This is a genomic window from Clostridium sp. N3C (assembly GCF_900095445.1).
Lineage (GTDB): Bacteria > Bacillota > Clostridia > Clostridiales > Clostridiaceae > Clostridium_AU.
The window spans coordinates 1-17,509 of record NZ_FMJL01000019.1; the positions used below are offsets into that span (position 1 = coordinate 1).

Consider the following 17,509-nt stretch of genomic DNA (forward strand, 5'->3'; position numbering starts at 1 on the left):
ACTATTGAGGATTAATATACCTAATACTATTGTAAATTCTTTTTCGGTTATACCAAGATTCTATGTACTCAAATATAGCTAATCTGGAAGCATCAGGATCATAATATTTAACTAGATTTACCTCTTATTTCTTTAAGAATGCCTGAAAAGATTCAATACAAGTGTTATCATAAGGATTACCTTTTCTAATAAAAGAATGGAGGATTCCTTTTGCAGAAAGAAAACTTTCAAACTCATGACTTGTGTACTGAGATCCTAAATTACTTTGTAAGATAATTCATTCTGTATTTTTAACATTTAAGCAAGCATTTTTATTGCTTGCACAACTAACTCCGCATACATACAAGTTTCATAAACATAGCCTATAATCCTTTTTACTATAGAAATCCATTACAGAAACAAGATAATTCCATCCATTCTTGAGATCATTAATATAGATTATATCAGTACACCGTTTTTAATTTATATTTTTAGCTTCAAAATCTCTATTGATAATATTTTCTTTTTCTCTAAAAATAGGTTTATCTTTTTATCTCAGCTTTAAATTTTTCAGTTTCCTTTTGAAGTTTTAAAGGCACACTAACTAAAGCATTATAATAAGTATTCTTGCAAACTTCTACGCTTTCCAGATACATTTTACAGTATATTTTGACTTGCATTTTTCAATAAATGCAACAATTTCTTTTATCGTTTTGTCTCAAATATGGCGGTAGCTTTTTTTAATATTTCATTCTCCATTTCAAGTTCTTCTATACGTTTTTGCAATTCTTGATACTCTTTGGCTGTAATTTCTTTATTATCAACTTACTTTTACTGAAAAATATTGTTTCACCCAATTATAAATAATTACTGTTGTTACGCCATATTCACGGCTAAGTTCTAGCACAGACTTACCACATCCATACATATATACTATTTGTTATTTAAAGCCTTCCATGTATCAGTTTCTACTCTTGACATTATTTAACACACCTTTCTTGTTTTAATTTCACTGTGTTAAACTTTTCATGTCCGCAATTATATACTAATACCATCTTATATTTTTTAATATGTATTTAACAGTTATATTTATTTGCTAAGATGATTGCTATTAATGAGCATCAATTTATTGTAGACTTTCTTAAAGTATATCCAAACAATATCCACTATTTGTTTTGTGCTTTGTCTCATTAATAACAAAATTATTACTACACCTGATGCATAATATATAATCATTCCTATTATTGCAGACAGTTTATGTCCACAAATCAAGTATGATCCAAGTAACAGAATTATTGCAAAATATTCACTAGAATTAAATCTAATATCCTTACTTTCACACTCACAAATGACAAGCCATATAATTGATGTTATTAACGTTGCAACAGCGATGGACCACATTGATTTAAATACAGTATACAACACTCCATTTAATATAGTACCAACAGTAATCATAATTAGCATCTGTTTGAAATATCTAGACTGTTTCAGTTCTGCTTTATATATATTAACATAAATTCCCCTAATTACTACAAGAAAAGCTTGTGCAGCAAATAAGAAGAACATTACTGATATTGCTCCTATATATTTATGCAAAAAATTTTCAAGGATCCATTTTAATGGAAAAGCCGCACCAATAATTATAAATCCCCAAATCAAAACTAAATTTTTTAATTTTTTTGTATTTTGTATATTTATATCTTTACAGAAATAATTATATAATGTAACAGTTATAGGTGTCATAAATGTATTTATAATATTCTCCATACTAACTGCAAACGAATATAATGCAAATGCAGTAGTATCCATTAAAATTTTAATAAATACTCTATCAATTCCAGTGAAAAAATGCTCGAAAAATTCCCTAACATTAATACAAATCCGAGTTTAATATTAGAAGAATATTCGTGAATCGAAAATTGCCCAACTATATGTAATCCTATTTTTTTTCTTAAAGAAAAAATTAAAATTAATACAGTTACACATCCTGCAATAACCTGTACATTAATATAAGAATAATATGAATCTGATTTTATAAAGAAAATAAGCATCATCTGAGCTAGAAAAACTAGTATTTTTTCAAAGTTCAAAGCTCTTCCATAATCCTGAAATTCACCTGTAGCTTGAAATAAAGATTTCAAATATCCCAAAACATTAGTCACTAACATTCCAATTGAAAATGCTAGTATTAAAAAACTGCCCCTTATTAAACCAACCAATAAAAGGATACATGCCATTACACTTTCGAGTATTATATAATTAAAAAAATTATTACTAATATCATTTGTGCTTATTGATGATATTTTTTTACCTCCATATTTCAAATACATACCATCATTATATCCTAAGCTAAAAAATCCTGCATAAGTTATATATATAGCACATACGTTTTAATCATAGCGTATGATTCAACTGAAAGATATTTTGGTAACATAAAATTAGCAATTAAATTTATAAGCAAATTAATAATATTTGCAAACATAACATATACTATATCTTTTTTCATGTTCACTACCTCATTACAATAAACTATAGCAACACTGAAAATCATTTCATAAACATTAATCCAAGAATCAATTAGAAACTTACTTTTGTATAAACATTGATACAAATTTTAATCAAAACAACTATTCAAATGAAACTGTATAATACGCAAAAGTTTTTATGTCTTTAATTATCTTCTTCCAACTCTTTATTCCATTTTTTTCTTAACACGATAAAATAGAATATACCTGCTATGATACCAGCATAAAATACACTTTGAAAAGTACTAAAAAACCATGAGCAAAACCTTTATGTTTCCATAAAATGACCTCTATGATCTCCAAAGACTTGATCCTCAATAATGTATAAACCTTTTATAGGAACTTCTGTAAATTTAAACTTACCCAAGACTCTTAACTACTTTCCTTCATACATATTCTTGTAGTAGTTAGCATACTCTCCAGAAGTAATTCTTTGCATCCATTCCCTGTTTTCTAAATACCATTGTATTGTCTTAACAATTCCAACCTCAAAGGAGGTTTCTGGATACCATCCCAACTCTTCCTTTATCTTAGTTGGATCTATGCCGTATCTTCTATCATGTCCCTTTCTATCTTCTACATATGTTATTAAATCTTCTGTAACCTCATCATCTACATTTTCATTTATGTAATCTATAACTGTTTTAACTATTGTTATATTTGTTCTCTCGTTATGTCCGCCTACATTATATACTTCCCCAAGTCTGCCATTCTTAATCACCATATCAATAGCTTTACAATGATCTTCAACATATAGCCAATCTCTTATATTCAATCCATCTCCATATACCGGTAGGGATTTTTTATTTAAACAGTTATTAATAAGTAGTGGTATTAGTTTTTCAGGAAATTGATATGGTCCATAGTTATTGGAACATCTGGTTATGTTTATAGGCATTTTATATGTATCCCAGTAGGCCTTAACTACCATATCTGCTCCAGCCTTACTTGAAGAATACGGACTATGAGGATCTAAAGGGGTACTTTCTGTAAAGTAACCAGTTTCTCCTAAACTTCCATAAACCTCATCTGTGGAAACCTGAAGATACTTCTTTCCTTCCTTAAAATGTTCTCCAACTTCCCAAGCCTTTTTAGCGGCATTTAATAAGGTAACTGTTCCCAAAACATTGGTTTGTACAAATACTTCAGGATTCTTTATGCTTCTGTCCACATGAGATTCTGCAGCAAAGTTCACCACATAATCTATATCATATTTTTCAAATAACCCTTCCACCAAAGTCTTGTCGCAAATATCCCCTTGGACAAAAATATAATTTTCATTGTTTTCCACAGATTTTAGATTTTCTAAATTTCCTGCATAGGTGAGCTTGTCCAAATTAATTATCTTAATATCTTTATATTTATTGAGCATATATATTACAAAATTTGATCCTATAAAACCAGCTCCACCGGTTACCAAGTAAGTTTTCATATTCTCTTCACTCTCCAACTCTAGTTATCATTCTATGAAAATAGTGTTTGTCTATTTTCTCCTACTTAGCATTCTCATCTCCAAACAAAACAAAAAAAGTCTTAAATATCAACTTCAAATCCACCCAAAGATTTCTTTCTTCTATATACTTTATATCTAATTTCATCCAATCTTCAAAACCAATACTATTTCTACCCATTACCTGCCAGTAACATGTTAAGCCTGGTTTTGCTAATAATTTCAATTTATGATATTCGTTAAATTGTGCGACCTCGCTTGGTAGATTTGGTCTTGGACCTACTAAGGACATATCCCCTTTTATCACATTAAATAATTGAGGAAGCTCGTCAATACTTGTCTTTCTTATCAACTTACCAACTCTTGTTATTCTTGGATCATTGGTCATTTTAAACATTGGTCCAGACATTTCGTTTTTGTCCATTAACTTTTCCTTTAGCTCTTCTGCATCCACTACCATGGAACGAAATTTATACATTTTAAAGAGCTTTCCACCTTTTCCTACTCTTTGTTGAGAAAAAAATACCGGTCCTTTAGAATCTAATTTTATAGCTATTGCTGTAATCAACATTAAAGGACTTAAAACGACAATGCCTAGCATTGAAAAAAATATGTCAAAAAATCTTTTCACCGCAAAATAAGCTAAACTTTTTTGGTGTTTTATATTCAATTTACAATTTTTATCTAGTTTATCAACCATTGTATCTTTCACGATTAATCCTCCAAACAAGATATTTTTCCGAAGTTCATAAGATATTATACAAAATTGATTAATTTGCTGTAAAGGGTGAAAGCCAAAAGTTTAATATAAGCCATTTAATTTTACAATAATAGCAAATTTTCTTGTTATTGTTATTATCACCCTCCTTTTCTATCTGATACATTACAACAAAAATCACAATTATACTTCTATTATAAAAGAGTGTTTATCTAAATTTTACAGTAATTTTATAGTATTATTCCATTAAAACTTACTTAAACAATATATATAATCTGCCTTTCTTACATGAAAATTATTGCTAAGAGCGTTGATATTACTTGATTCTACAATTATAGCATCTTTTAAGGTACTTTACAATATAATAAAAACAAGATATAATCTATATAATAAACCACTAGAAATTTATTACATAAATTCAATATATAGAATAAGCTGTGATTAATTGATTATTTTCTACCAAAAAGGCGGTGGTAACTTGAACAAAGGGAAGATTATTTTTACAACATTATTTATAGCTGCTTCTTCCATTTTTGCATTGAACTATTATTTCAACAATGAGATAGTTTCATCTGTAATAAAAGAAATTTTTTCTACTACGGAAAATTCTTATAAAAAGGATCTTTCCCATAATTTCTTAAAAATTATTGCTACTAATTTTCTTCCGCAATTCTGATCAAGTATTTTCCGTACTCTATTTTAGTTAAAGGCTCCGCTAATCTTAGTAACTGCTCCTTATTTATAAAGCCCTTTCGATAAGCAATTTCCTCTATACAAGCTACATACATACCTTGTCTAGTCTGCACTGCTTCTACAAAGTTAGATGCTTCCAGCATTCCTCTGTGAGTTCCAGTGTCTAACCAAGCCATTCCTCTACCAAAGAGTTCTACTTTTAGCTTTCCCCTTCTCAAATACTCATTATTTACTGCTGTTATTTCCAACTCACCTCTAGGAGAAGGTTTTAAATTCTTTGCTATTTCTACCACATCGTTGTCATAAAAATATAATCCTGGAACTGCATAATTTGATTTAGGTTTCTCTGGCTTTTCTTCTATACTAATAACATTGCCTTTACTATCAAACTCTACCACTCCAAATTCCCTTGGATTGCTTACGTGATATCCGAAAATGGTAGCTCCTTCTCTTTCAGAAGCCTTCTTCAATCTTTCAGAAAAGCCATATCCATAAAATACATTGTCTCCTAACACAAGGGCTACTTTATCCTTACCTATAAACTCTTCTCCTACTAAAAAAGCATCTGCCAATCCTCTAGGTTGCTCCTGCACTGCATAGCTGAAATTTACCCCAATCTTACTACCGTCACCTAAAAGCTCCTTAAAGCAATTTATATCTCTTGGTGTAGATATAATTAAGATATCTCTAATCCCTGCCAACATTAACACAGACAAAGGATAGTAAATCATTGGTTTATCATATATAGGTAATATCTGTTTTGAAACTGCTATTGTCACAGGATGTAATCTTGTACCTGCTCCCCCTGCTAAAATTATTCCCTTCATTTAGTGTCCTCCTATTTTATCCTACTTAGCATTCTTATCCCCAAACAAAACAAAAATGTCTTAAATATCAACTTTACATCAAGCCAAAAATTTCTCTCTTCTATGTATTTTATATCCAAATTTTATCCATTTCTCAAAACCAATACTGTTCCTCCCATAACCTGCCAGTAACAAGTTAATCCCAGTTTTGCTAAGAGTTTTAATTTATGATATTTGCTAAACTGTTCCACTTCCTTTGGCAAATTGGGTCTTGGTCCTACTAAGGACATATCTCCTTTTATCACATTAAACAATTGGGGAAGCTCATCAACGCTTGTCTTTCTTATCAACTTACCAACTCTTGTTATCCTTGGATCATTGGTCATTTTAAACATTGGTCCAGACATTTCGTTTTTATCCATTAACTTTTCCTTTAGCTTTTCTGCATCCACTACCATGGAACGAAATTTATACATTTTAAAGAGCTTTCCGTCTTTTCCCACTCGTTGTTGAGAAAAAAATACTGGCCCTTTAGAATCTATTTTTATAGCTATTGCTGTAATTAACATAATAGGACTTAAAATAATTATTCCTAAAATAGAAAGAAATAAATCTATAAATCTCTTCACAGCAAAATAAGCTATACCTTTTTCCCATTTTATATCTAATATATATTCTTCTTCTAGTTTTTCAAGTGTTGCTTCTTCCATGATTATACCTCTAAATAACCCATAATTTTGGAATTACTCTAAATATTATACATAATTTCGTAATTTATTGCAAAGAAGGATGTTAACCAATATATTTAATTATCGTATTTAATTCCTATTATTAACTTATTAATATATAAATCACTATTTATACCAAACACTTATTTAGTGGTATTTCGACATCAAAAATTATCACTTTTTTTATTTTTAAAACTTTTTATACATATTTTAAAATAATACTATATAACATTTTAAATTTTACAGTTATATCCACTTATAATCTTTTTCAATCTTCCTTTTAGACGTATAAAAATCTACAGAATGTTTACAATTTAAATCTTACTTTTTCATTTTTTAATGAACTTTGTGGTAAATTTGATAATATTTATATAAAAAATTTAAGATTAGTTCTTAGGGCTTTTACTAAATATTTATATGTAATAAATTCACATCTTATGATATTTTAATCTTAATTTCACTTAATTCTGATGTAACACTGTCCTTTATATACCTTTACAATAGTGTAAAAATACGATATAATTCTATTTAATATCTTAATTTACTAATAATTACAACAAATTTATATACATCCAAGACATTAGATCCATTTTATTATTCCCTAGGAAAAGGAGGTGATAGATTGAATAAGAAAACAGTTGCTTTGGTAACAGCGGTTATAGCTGCTTCTTCCATTTTTGCAATGAGCTATTATTACAAAAGCAAGTTAAGTAAATCTATATTAAACATTAATACTTCCACTACTAATAATTCCTATAAAGGTAATCTTTCAGATGACACCGAGGATGCTAATACAACAGGAACAGATTCTACTAAAGAAAGTACAAACAACAGTGACATAAAAGAAGAAGATTCTGAAGTGGGACAGGATAGTAGCAAGAGTTCAGAAAATGATTCCAAGAATAATAGTGATAAAAATAATAATTCAACTAATAAAGCAAGTTCTTCTACAGATAATTCTAAGAATAAATCCAATAGTAATAGTAGCAAAACTACACCTTCAAATAAAAGAATTAACCAATCTACTGTAATTAGTACAGGCAATACTTCTGTCAACGGTTCTACTTCTGATACAGGAAACAGTAAACAGAATACTGATAATACTGAAATATTAAAAGAACCTACAGCAGCAAATACAACTAATGAACTTTACATCCCCCCCACTAGTTCTTCAATACATACTGAACAGTCACCGCCTAGCGAAGCTCAGCAGCCTACAAGTGATTCTAGCGAAAATGATAGCTCAGGTTCAAAGAGCGATTCTAATAATACAACAAAGCCGGATAATGCTACTGACAGCGGAACTTCTTACGATTCCTCCTCTTCCGGCGAAATAACAACTGAATCAGCCAGTGAAAACGGAAACCCACTCCATTGAATTATAGATTAGGAAAGATCTTTTTAAGATAGTGACTGTAAAAGCTAAAAATAGTTGGCAGTTTTCCCTACCAACTATTTTTTATTTTTAAATTTTTTTATAATAACCTGTTAAACCTTCCAACATTTGCATATTTAGTAATAGAATATATGTTTGGAGGATGATAGAATGAAACACTTTGAAGTGGAAGCAGCGGTTAAAAGGGCACAAAACGGAAACAAAGAGGAGTTAATAAAAATACTAGATAATTTTAAAGCCTACATATATAAGACTTCTAACAAGTATAATATTAAAAACTACGATATGTACGATTTACTACAAATAGCCTATGTAGCTCTAATAAATGCTGTAGCTAAATACAGAGTTGGTTCCAACACCTTTACTTCCTATGCTATGATAAGCATACAAAATGCTATAAAGTTAACCTTGAGAGACAATGTAAACTATGGTACCGAGGTAAGCCTAAACGCTCCAATGGCTTCAGAAGATGGTGATCCTATAGAATTTTTAGAAACCCTTAAGAATGATGAAGATATGGAAGAGAATGTTATAAAAACTCTACAATATGGTTATTTAAGGAAAGCAATAGCTAAACTCCCTGCTGATGAACAGGAGCTGATAATTATGGTTTACTACCATAATTGTCCTTTAACGGTCTATGCTAAAAAGAAGAAAATTAGCTATGCAAATGCTCTTAGAAAAAGAGATAAAATTTTAAATAAGCTAAAAAAATCTTTATAAAAAATAGTAATCATTAATAAAAAATAAGGTTGTGACACTAAGTGTATTGGCGTCACAACCCTTTTTATATTCCATTAACTTAATTTGCTAAGCTATTACTGTACTGTAGCTTTAATTATTCCAGTACTATTTTTACTAGATTGAACTCTATAAACTACAATTTGCTTTTTGGTAGTACTATTTCCAGCCTTAGTTTCTACCAATTGCTGAGAAACCTTTATATCAAACTGTTGATTTCCTACATAACTTACATCCTGAATTAAAAAGCTAGTAAATTGAATAGTGGTGTTATTGCTTTTATAATTTTCAAGCTGATTTTTGGTTTCATTATAGAATGAGCTATCTTTTACAATTAATTGGTTTAATACATCTATAGTTCTCTTACTATTAACGGTAATAGGGTATAGTACAGAGAAATTATTTACAGCTTCCTCAGCAAAAGTGCTATCAGGTTTAACTGTTTCCTCTGGAGGTTGATCCTCTTTTACTTCCTCTTCCTTCTTCTCTTCTTTTACAGTTTCATCTTCTTTTTTTTCTTCTGTATTTTCTTTGTTTTCTTCACTTTTTTCCTCTTTATTTTTATCTGTTTTTTCCTTTGAGTTCTTATCTTCTGTTTTCTGCTCTTTATTTTTCTTTTCTTCAGTATCTGAAGGTGATGACTGAATCACACCATTGTTAATTCCTGGAGCTTTTTTATTACTATCACTACTATTACTGTTTCCAAAGAACTTTAAAGCAGTAAAGTATGATGCTACCCCTATAATACATAATAGTAATAGTAATATTACTACTAATATGTTTTTCTTCTTTTTCTTCCTTCTCTTAGGCAAAGCTTACACCGTCCTTCCCTTTTCTATTCCTTATTTACTAGCGATTATAATCGTACATCTGAAGGGCATCTTCACACTCATTTATAAATCTGTTCTTAACAGATGCTAATATTGCTGCATGATCTGGATTATTAGGATTATATTTAGAAAAATAAATCTCTGTTCTTGATCTTTGTGCATATATATTTTGAATTATTTGTCTCTCACCAGCAGGACTTTGCTCTATGGCAACACTTAAAACTCCTGGTAATTGTGCATTAGATGCATTAGTAGCTCCCCCTACACCGTGATGAACTGCAGTAGACCAAACTGCATTTCTAAAGGCAAAACTATAGGTGTTGAAATCTACTTTATATCTACTATTTAATACAGCAATGGCTCTATCATAATACATCATTTTAGTGTACTTATGCTGAATATTATAAAAATCTTTATAGTAATTTGCAGCTAAGTACTTCCATGCAGCATCAAAATTATCACCATTTTTATAGCCATCAGCTACCCATCCTGCATTTAGAATATCAAAGAAAGCTTTGTTTTCTCCTTCTAACCAATAGAAGAAGGTTGTTAAGGAACCTGCAGTAGTAGAAAACTGCCAAGCTCCATAGGACTTTCCTCCCAAGTCCCCTTTAGTATTAGATATGGTTCCTGGATCACCATTAGACTCATACTTTTCAGAAAGCACTCCTAGATGATTCCACATTCTATCATCATTAACAACAATAATATAGTAAGCAGATACATATCCCATTAACTCATTACTACCATTTCTATATATTACTCTGTACCAAGTTGAACCATTAGAGGATGTTCTATCAATAATATCTAATTTAGTGTTCCTTGGTAAGGCCGCTAATAAAGCAGTGCTGGTAGAAGGACCTTGCCTTAAGCTTAAAGTAGTGCTTACATCTACTATTCCTACTATTGGTGTTTCCATATCCTTTTTATTTATCCCATCTGTAGTTATAGCATAAAGCCTATTTTCATCCTGCGCATTAGTATAGTATATCCAATTATCACATACAAAAAGCTTAGCATTAGCTGGGTCCGTAGAAAGTTTTTCAGTACCTATGGCTGTTTTATTTGTACCATCAATGTTAACTCGATAAAGTTGTCCATTTGATTTTGAATTGTAGTAGATTATATTGTCCTTTACGTTTAAAGCTACAATAGGATCATCTATAATCTTCCACGCGCTTCCACCATTTACACTGATGGCATAAAGTATATTATTACTAATAACAAAATATATTACTCCATTTTCTATATCAAAGTTTGTTACCGCCATAGCTGTTACAGCTGTATTGCCTGATCCGTAAATATTAATTCTGTATAGCTTGTTTCCTTGACTAGCATTTGTATAATATATGAGCTCTTCAGTTACAGTGAACTTGTCCACATTTTCGCTCACTATAGTCTGTTTATTACTTCCTTGTACAGTGACCTTATATAGTTTTTTATCCGTTCCCTTATAATAAATATAACCACCAGATACAAGGAAAGTATCCACTGACTGATCTAAGACTTTTTTATTGTCAGTTCCATTAGTATTAATTGAGTATATTTTACCACTATCAGAAATATTTCTATAGTATACTTTACTTCCTATTACGTTTATAGAATCTACTTGGGCACTTACTAATTTTTTCTTATAATCTCCATTGGTTTGTTGAACATAAAGACTATTACCATCTTGGGTATTCCTATAGTAGATGTAGCCATTCCTATGCACAACATAAGAGGAATTTAGTAGATTACTCTGATCATTCCCAATGGCATAGTAACCATTTTTAGCAAAATTATTATCAAAAGACTTTGTCACTATGTTCATATCATAAATATCTACAATTCCATCAGCATTTATATCATACTTACTATTCTTTTGATTATAATACTTTTTTATCTCTTCAAAATCTAGCTTGTCCACAACTCCGTCATTATTTGCATCTGCATTATAACTTGCTGCTGATGTTCTAATGCTAAATGTAGATATCATTATTGATGCGACTGCAAAAGACAAAATCTTCCTACTTCTTTTTAGGTTACTCACCATTTCTCACCTCCGATACTTTATATATAGACAATTATAGCATAGTTTTTCGTATTATAATACATATAAATGTTGCTTATTGTTCTTAAAATTAACTATGCTCTATTACTAAAAAAACTTCAACCTTGAAGACTAATCTTATCTAGTTCTCTTGTTGCACCATAACTTGCAGCAATTATTAGTTCTGCATTAACAAATGTTCTTAAATATAGTGGCCCCTTTCTCTATGTAGCTTTGTTTTAAAAAAGTGTTGATGAATATAAGTTCCAAAAATCTTTATAAGTTGTCCATCTTTTCCCTATCTAACATCAACACTTATTAGAAACATAGCAATATATTCAAAAATACATATCTTTTTGCCTTATAACAAAAAAGAACCTGAGAAAGAAGCTATCAAGTTCTGCCATATTTATAGATTTATAAAAAAATAATAAAAATGTCTGTATATACAATATCCACCGAAGCTTACTTTTATATTCATTGAAGTATTGAAATCATTGGTGTATAATCACTTAAAGTTAATTTAGAATGGTCTATTTAGAGTATTTAATTTAAAACATACTATATATAACCCATTATAATATTTTACATATAAGTAAGTGCATGCCTAGTTATATGATTGGAAATAATATCTACTGAACTAAGGATAAAAACATATAAGGAGGCAATCTTTAATGTTATTTGACTCAATAAAATATTTAATATTTTTCCCTACAGTCACAATAGTTTATTTTCTTTTGCCACAAAAAATACAATGGCTCTGGTTGCTAACAGTTAGCTATTTCTTCTACATGCTATGGAATCCTAAATACGCTATATTATTAGCCTTTACTACCTTTACCACATATTTTTGTGGTATTTTAATTGATTCAGCAAAAAAGATAGAAAGCAAAAATAAAGTCAAGATAACGCAAAAAATTGTATTATCTGCTGGCTTAATTTTAAATTTAGGTTCACTATTTTTATTCAAATATTACAATTTTTTTAGTAATACTTTAAGAAGAGCCCTATCATTACTTAATATCTCTATAAATATACATAGCTTTGACTATTTATTACCTGTTGGTATATCTTTTTATACTCTTCAGGCCATAAGTTATATTATAGATGTATATAGGGAAGATGTTAAAGTAGAAAAGCATTTAGGTAAATACGCCCTTTTTGTTTCTTTTTTTCCTACATTGTTATCCGGTCCTATAGAAAAATCAAAGGACTTTATTGATCAGTTGGATGAGAAACATTCTTTCCACTATGATCGTATTAAAAGTGGGCTATACATAATATTTTGGGGCTTATTCAAAAAGCTAATGATAGCAGATAGAATAGCCATTTTAGTAAATGAAGTTTATAACAACCCTAACAACCATAAAGGTCTTGAAATTATATTAGCTACAGTCTTATATGGCATTCAAATTTACTGTGACTTTAGTTCATACACGGATATGGCTAGAGGCAGTGCAGAGATTTTAGGCTTTAGATTAATAAATAACTTTCATCAACCTTATTTTTCAAAGTCTATAAAAGAATTTTGGCGAAATTGGCATATTAGCCTTAGCACTTGGTTTAGAGATTACTTATATTTTCCACTGGGTGGTAGTAGAAAAGGAAAAATTAGAACATATATTAATTTAATGATAGTGTTTATAGTAAGCGGACTTTGGCACGGATCTGCTTTTACTTTCATAATCTGGGGCGCCTTACACGGTTTATATCAAGTTGTTGGTAAGATAATTGAAAAACCTAAAAATGCAATTATTAATAAACTACATATTAGAACAGAGGTATTTAGTTATAGGTTAGTTAAAGTTTTAATAACCTTTATTTTGGTTGACTTTGCTTGGCTATTTTTCAGAGCCAACTCTCTTTCTGACGCCTTACTTTTAATTAAAAACAGCTTTTATTTCAATCCATGGATATTTACTGATGGTTCTTTATATAAATTAGGTTTAGACGGGAAAGATTTTACCATAGCTTTAGTTTCTATAGAAATAGTCTTTATTGTAGATTTATTGCAAAGAAGAAAAGATGTTAAACTACTTTTGTTCAATCAAAATTTAATCTTCAGATGGATGATATATATAGTTTTTGTGGTAGGACTTTTAATATTTGGAGTATACGGTCCGGCATACAGTCAGCAGCAATTTATATACATGCAATTTTAATATCAATATTTATTATAGATATAATAAAAAATGGGGTAGCTACTGTAAAGGTAACTATCCCATTTATTTTACTTTAATTTATCTTTGTATATAGCCTCATATTGTTCATAGTCTTTATTCCATTGCTCATATTTTTTATCATTTCTATGGTCTTCTAGTTCATAATTATCTTTTAAATATTTTCCAAGATGTTCTGTAACCTTTTTGGCACCCCAAATGTTAACATGTCCTATATTGTTCATATCATTTTTAAAATCAAAACCTATTTCATCAAATAAATTATTATAATTTATAAAAGGTATCTTATTTTCCTCCGCTATTTCTGCTATCTTATTATACATTTTTGCAGGTTCTTGATGCCAGTTATCAAAACCCGCAGTACTGGTGTAATCATAAGGTGCATTAACCAGGATTAGTTTAAACCCTTTTTCTTTAGATAATTGAATAAATTTGTATAAATATTCTTCTGACTTTTTTGGAAGCTCAGCACTTTCTTTGGTGGATATATCAGAATTGCTATTTTGACCATATCTTTCTTCTCCAGCACCAAAACCTTTCATAAAATAACCGCTTTGGTAATCATACTGAAAGTCGCTTTCATTTAATTCCTTCCATCTACTATGGTATTTTATTATTGGAAAGAAATAGTTTGCCCATTCTCCCCTAGGAGTGGAATTTAATATTGCTTCTATTTTATTCTTAGAAAACTTCATGTTGTCCAATACATATCTTATATAAGCTTCATCCCCATATTCTGTAGTTAAACCTAAGTAGTATACATCTAACACAACTATTGGACTATAATGATTCTTTAAAAATTCTTTTAAAAGATAATAGGTTACATCTATGGGCTGCCCCCCAGTGGCGTAATTAAAGCTTGTTATACCATGTTCTTTCCATAAAATATTAGGATTAATTAAGCCATTCATATGACTGGATCCAAATAAAGCTACATCATATTGTGTCTTTGAATCATCATATAGTCCCTGATATAATTTAGCTCTATGGTTTACCTTTAGTACAAATATTGGATTTAATACTGCCAAAATTAATACTAGGATTGCAAGTAAAATTATTGACTTATATGTAGCTTTCTTAAGCATAGTAATTCTCCTTAAAAGTAAATTTATCTTTTACCTAGCTGTCCATTAGTAGCTTTACACAATTTTTTGCAATATTGCTTCCAACTTTCTTGTAATAGCTTCTCTGGAGAAATTATCTATAACATAACGTCTACCATTACTTCCTAATTCTTTTCTCAATTCTTTATCCTTATATAGCTTTAGTACTGCTTCCGCTATTTCTCTTTCATTTTCCGGTTCTACACATATACCTGCTTGTGCTTTTTCAATTAGTTCCTTAGCCTCTCCATCTACAGCCATTACAATAGGCAATTCTGATGCTAAAGCTTCAAACATTTTTGAAGGCAAGGCACCTTTAAACAGATCAAGCTTTTTTAAAGGTATTACTGTAGCGTCCATAGAAGCAATTATCTTTGGCATATTCTTTTTCATTTGCACTGGATGAAAATCAACGTTAGTTAAATTTTTTTCTTTAACTAAATTTATTAACTTTTCTTTTTCTGGTCCATCACCAAAGAATAGGAATTTTATATCTTCATAATCTTTTAATAGCTCCGCTGCATTAATAACCACTTCTAAGCCTTGAGCTATTCCGTGTATACCTGCATAGCATACTGCAAATTTATCGGAAATATTCAAAGACTTTCTTACCTCATCACTACGATTTTCTGGTTTAAAGAACTCAGTGTCTACTCCATTGGTTATAAGATGAACCTTATCTTTACCAAAACCTCTGCTTACTATATTATCTACAATACCTTTAGTTTGCCCTGTAACTGCTGCTGCTTTCCTGTAGCAAAATTCTTCTAACCAGGTTGAAGCCTTGATAAACATTTTATTATTTAAAACCCCTAACTTAACAGCAGATTCCGGCCATAGGTCTGAAACGTTAAAAACAAATTTCGCCTTCTTTTTCTTAGCTAAACGATAACCTGACCAGCCTAGAAAAAGTGGTGGAGACTCTGTGATTATTACATCCTGTTTATCAATATATTTAGATCCGGACAAAAGGGATGAAAAGGTAAAGGATAGATAGTTTCTAAGTCTTTTTGTAAAACTCTTTTCCTTAGTTGCGTAAATACTAGTTCTTACAATTCTTATACCTTCTAACTCCTCAACACATACCTTTTTGCCCTTATATTCTTCGAATATTTCACCTTTAGGATAGTTAGGCATAGCAGTTAGTATACTAACTTCATGACCAAATTTTTTTAGCTGTTTAGCAAATTCAAATATTCTATTTTGTGGAGCGCCTACCTCTGGCGGACAATATTGAGTTAAAAAAAGTATCTTCATTTTTCACCTCTAACAAAGTTTATTATCTAAAATTTTAAGAATTTCATTTGCTGCCTTTCCATTGCCAAATATATCTTCTCTCTCATTTTGCGGAGTAAAATTAGAGATGGCCTCTAGTATCTTATCTTTATCTGTACCAACTATGATATTCCAACCATTTTCTACGGTTTCTACCCATTCCGTTTCATCTCTCATAGTAATACAAGGCTTAGCCATAAAGAAGGCTTCCTTTTGAACTCCACCGCTATCTGTTACAATTTTTTCTGCATGCATTTCTAAATTTATCATATCTAGATAGCCTACCGGCTCTATTACTTTAACATTTGAATTGAAATGAAGATTATATTCACTAATATATTTTGTGGTTCTTGGATGAAGCGGAATTATTATTTCATAGGTACTTTCATTTAAAGCCTCGATAATATTTTTAAGTCTTTCTATATGATTTGTATTTTCCGCTCTATGGATTGTTGCTAATATGTAAGGCTTATCTTTATATCCTAATCTCTCTACAATATTAGATTTCTTCTTAGAAAGCTCTTGAAAGTTTAATGTAGCATCATACATTACATCGCCAACATTATATATATTTTTTAAAGATTCATTTTGAAGATTTCTTACTGCAGTAGCTGTTGGTGCAAACAAAAAGTTAGAAATATGATCTGTTAATATTCTATTTTGCTCCTCTGGCATTGCCATATTAAAACTTCTAAGGCCTGCCTCTACATGGGCCACAGGAATAAGCAACTTGCTGGCACATAGGGCTCCTGCTAAGGTAGAATTAGTATCACCATAAACTAGTACCAAATCTGGCTTTTCCTTTAAGTACACTTCTTCTAAGGCTATTAGCATTTCCCCTGTTTGCTTTCCATGCCCTCCAGAGCCTACACCTAAGTTATAATCTGGCTTTGGAATTCCTAACTCATCAAAAAATATTTTGGACATATTTTCATCATAGTGCTGACCTGTATGTATTAAAATTTCTTCATGTTTTTCTCTTAAAACCTTAGAAACCGCTGCAGCTTTAATAAATTGCGGTCTTGCTCCAATAACAGTAATAATCTTCATTGC

13 protein-coding genes and 2 pseudogenes are annotated in these 17,509 nt (G+C 30.2%); 3 read left to right on the forward strand and 12 right to left on the reverse strand.

Annotation, left to right across the window (positions count from 1 at the left end):
- Position 1: 1 nt before the first annotated feature.
- From N3C_RS15505 to N3C_RS07375, 7 genes and pseudogenes are all read right to left on the reverse strand, one after another.
- Positions 2–82: pseudogene (locus tag N3C_RS15505) on the reverse strand (hypothetical protein); the annotation flags it as partial.
- 986 nt (positions 83–1,068) lie between these two features.
- Entirely contained in the window at positions 1,069–1,788 is a 720-nt protein-coding gene (locus N3C_RS07340; protein ID WP_074365397.1) for a polysaccharide biosynthesis protein, read from the reverse strand.
- Entirely contained in the window at positions 1,788–2,303 is a 516-nt protein-coding gene (locus N3C_RS07345) for a hypothetical protein (RefSeq protein ID WP_143312622.1), read from the reverse strand. The genes N3C_RS07340 and N3C_RS07345 overlap by 1 nt, the downstream gene beginning before the upstream one ends.
- Positions 2,304–2,880: 577 nt before the next feature.
- The gene (rfbB, locus tag N3C_RS07355; protein WP_074365399.1) at positions 2,881–3,936 is read right to left on the reverse strand and encodes a dTDP-glucose 4,6-dehydratase; all 1,056 of its coding nucleotides are present in this window, start codon (positions 3,934–3,936) and stop codon (positions 2,881–2,883) included.
- Positions 3,937–3,997: 61 nt separating this feature from the next.
- A complete protein-coding gene (locus tag N3C_RS07360) occupies positions 3,998–4,654 on the reverse strand; it encodes a sugar transferase (RefSeq protein ID WP_074365424.1) in 657 nt (218 codons plus the stop codon).
- Positions 4,655–5,325: 671 nt separating this feature from the next.
- On the reverse strand, positions 5,326–6,192 hold the full coding sequence (rfbA, locus tag N3C_RS07370; protein WP_074365401.1) for a glucose-1-phosphate thymidylyltransferase RfbA: 867 nt from the start codon (positions 6,190–6,192) through the stop codon (positions 5,326–5,328).
- Positions 6,193–6,213: 21 nt separating this feature from the next.
- A pseudogene (locus N3C_RS07375) lies at positions 6,214–6,881 on the reverse strand (sugar transferase).
- A 640-nt stretch (positions 6,882–7,521) separates the two neighbouring features.
- Between N3C_RS07375 and N3C_RS07380 the strand changes: the two are divergent.
- Both N3C_RS07380 and N3C_RS07385 read left to right on the forward strand, forming a co-directional pair.
- Entirely contained in the window at positions 7,522–8,277 is a 756-nt protein-coding gene (locus tag N3C_RS07380; protein ID WP_074365402.1) for a hypothetical protein, read from the forward strand.
- A gap of 168 nt (positions 8,278–8,445) precedes the next feature.
- Positions 8,446–9,018 carry a sigma-70 family RNA polymerase sigma factor gene (locus tag N3C_RS07385; protein WP_074365403.1) on the forward strand — a complete coding sequence of 191 codons (573 nt, stop codon included), beginning with the start codon at positions 8,446–8,448 and terminating at the stop codon, positions 9,016–9,018.
- A gap of 95 nt (positions 9,019–9,113) precedes the next feature.
- On the opposite strand, the gene N3C_RS14840 is transcribed toward N3C_RS07385, so the two are convergent.
- Both N3C_RS14840 and N3C_RS07390 read right to left on the reverse strand, forming a co-directional pair.
- Positions 9,114–9,848: a TcaA NTF2-like domain-containing protein gene (locus tag N3C_RS14840; protein WP_143312625.1), complete on the reverse strand. Its 735-nt coding sequence runs from the start codon at positions 9,846–9,848 to the stop codon at positions 9,114–9,116.
- Between the two features lie 37 nt (positions 9,849–9,885).
- Positions 9,886–11,898, reverse strand: coding sequence for a DUF5050 domain-containing protein (locus N3C_RS07390; protein WP_178377790.1), 2,013 nt, complete (start codon positions 11,896–11,898; stop codon positions 9,886–9,888).
- Between the two features lie 674 nt (positions 11,899–12,572).
- Between N3C_RS07390 and N3C_RS07395 the strand changes: the two genes are divergently transcribed.
- Positions 12,573–14,060: an MBOAT family O-acyltransferase gene (locus N3C_RS07395; RefSeq protein WP_074365405.1), complete on the forward strand. Its 1,488-nt coding sequence runs from the start codon at positions 12,573–12,575 to the stop codon at positions 14,058–14,060.
- Between the two features lie 68 nt (positions 14,061–14,128).
- On the opposite strand, the gene N3C_RS07400 is transcribed toward N3C_RS07395, so the two are convergent.
- The 3 genes from N3C_RS07400 to wecB are packed head-to-tail and all read right to left on the reverse strand — an operon-like array spanning position 14,129 to position 17,506.
- Positions 14,129–15,163 (reverse strand): hypothetical protein, encoded by a 1,035-nt coding sequence (locus N3C_RS07400; protein WP_074365406.1) that lies wholly within the window; start codon positions 15,161–15,163, stop codon positions 14,129–14,131.
- Positions 15,164–15,217: 54 nt separating this feature from the next.
- Positions 15,218–16,438 (reverse strand): glycosyltransferase family 4 protein, encoded by a 1,221-nt coding sequence (locus N3C_RS07405; protein WP_074365407.1) that lies wholly within the window; start codon positions 16,436–16,438, stop codon positions 15,218–15,220.
- A gap of 9 nt (positions 16,439–16,447) precedes the next feature.
- Complete coding sequence (gene wecB, locus N3C_RS07410; RefSeq protein ID WP_074365408.1) at positions 16,448–17,506, reverse strand: non-hydrolyzing UDP-N-acetylglucosamine 2-epimerase; 1,059 nt, start codon at positions 17,504–17,506, stop codon at positions 16,448–16,450.
- Positions 17,507–17,509: the final 3 nt, after the last annotated feature.

What these genes read in the sequence shown, in the direction of transcription:
- N3C_RS07395 (WP_074365405.1), top strand. Translation starts at nt 12,573, where the DNA reads ATGTTATTTGACTCAATAAAATATTTAATATTTTTCCCTACAGTCACA.
- N3C_RS07405 (WP_074365407.1), bottom strand. Translation starts at nt 16,438, where the DNA reads ATGAAGATACTTTTTTTAACTCAATATTGTCCGCCAGAGGTAGGCGCT.
- rfbB (WP_074365399.1), bottom strand. Translation starts at nt 3,936, where the DNA reads ATGAAAACTTACTTGGTAACCGGTGGAGCTGGTTTTATAGGATCAAAT.
- N3C_RS07385 (WP_074365403.1), top strand. Translation starts at nt 8,446, where the DNA reads ATGAAACACTTTGAAGTGGAAGCAGCGGTTAAAAGGGCACAAAACGGA.
- rfbA (WP_074365401.1), bottom strand. Translation starts at nt 6,192, where the DNA reads ATGAAGGGAATAATTTTAGCAGGGGGAGCAGGTACAAGATTACATCCT.
- N3C_RS07360 (WP_074365424.1), bottom strand. Translation starts at nt 4,654, where the DNA reads ATGGTTGATAAACTAGATAAAAATTGTAAATTGAATATAAAACACCAA.
- N3C_RS07340 (WP_074365397.1), bottom strand. Translation starts at nt 1,788, where the DNA reads ATGGATACTACTGCATTTGCATTATATTCGTTTGCAGTTAGTATGGAG.
- N3C_RS07400 (WP_074365406.1), bottom strand. Translation starts at nt 15,163, where the DNA reads ATGCTTAAGAAAGCTACATATAAGTCAATAATTTTACTTGCAATCCTA.
- wecB (WP_074365408.1), bottom strand. Translation starts at nt 17,506, where the DNA reads ATGAAGATTATTACTGTTATTGGAGCAAGACCGCAATTTATTAAAGCT.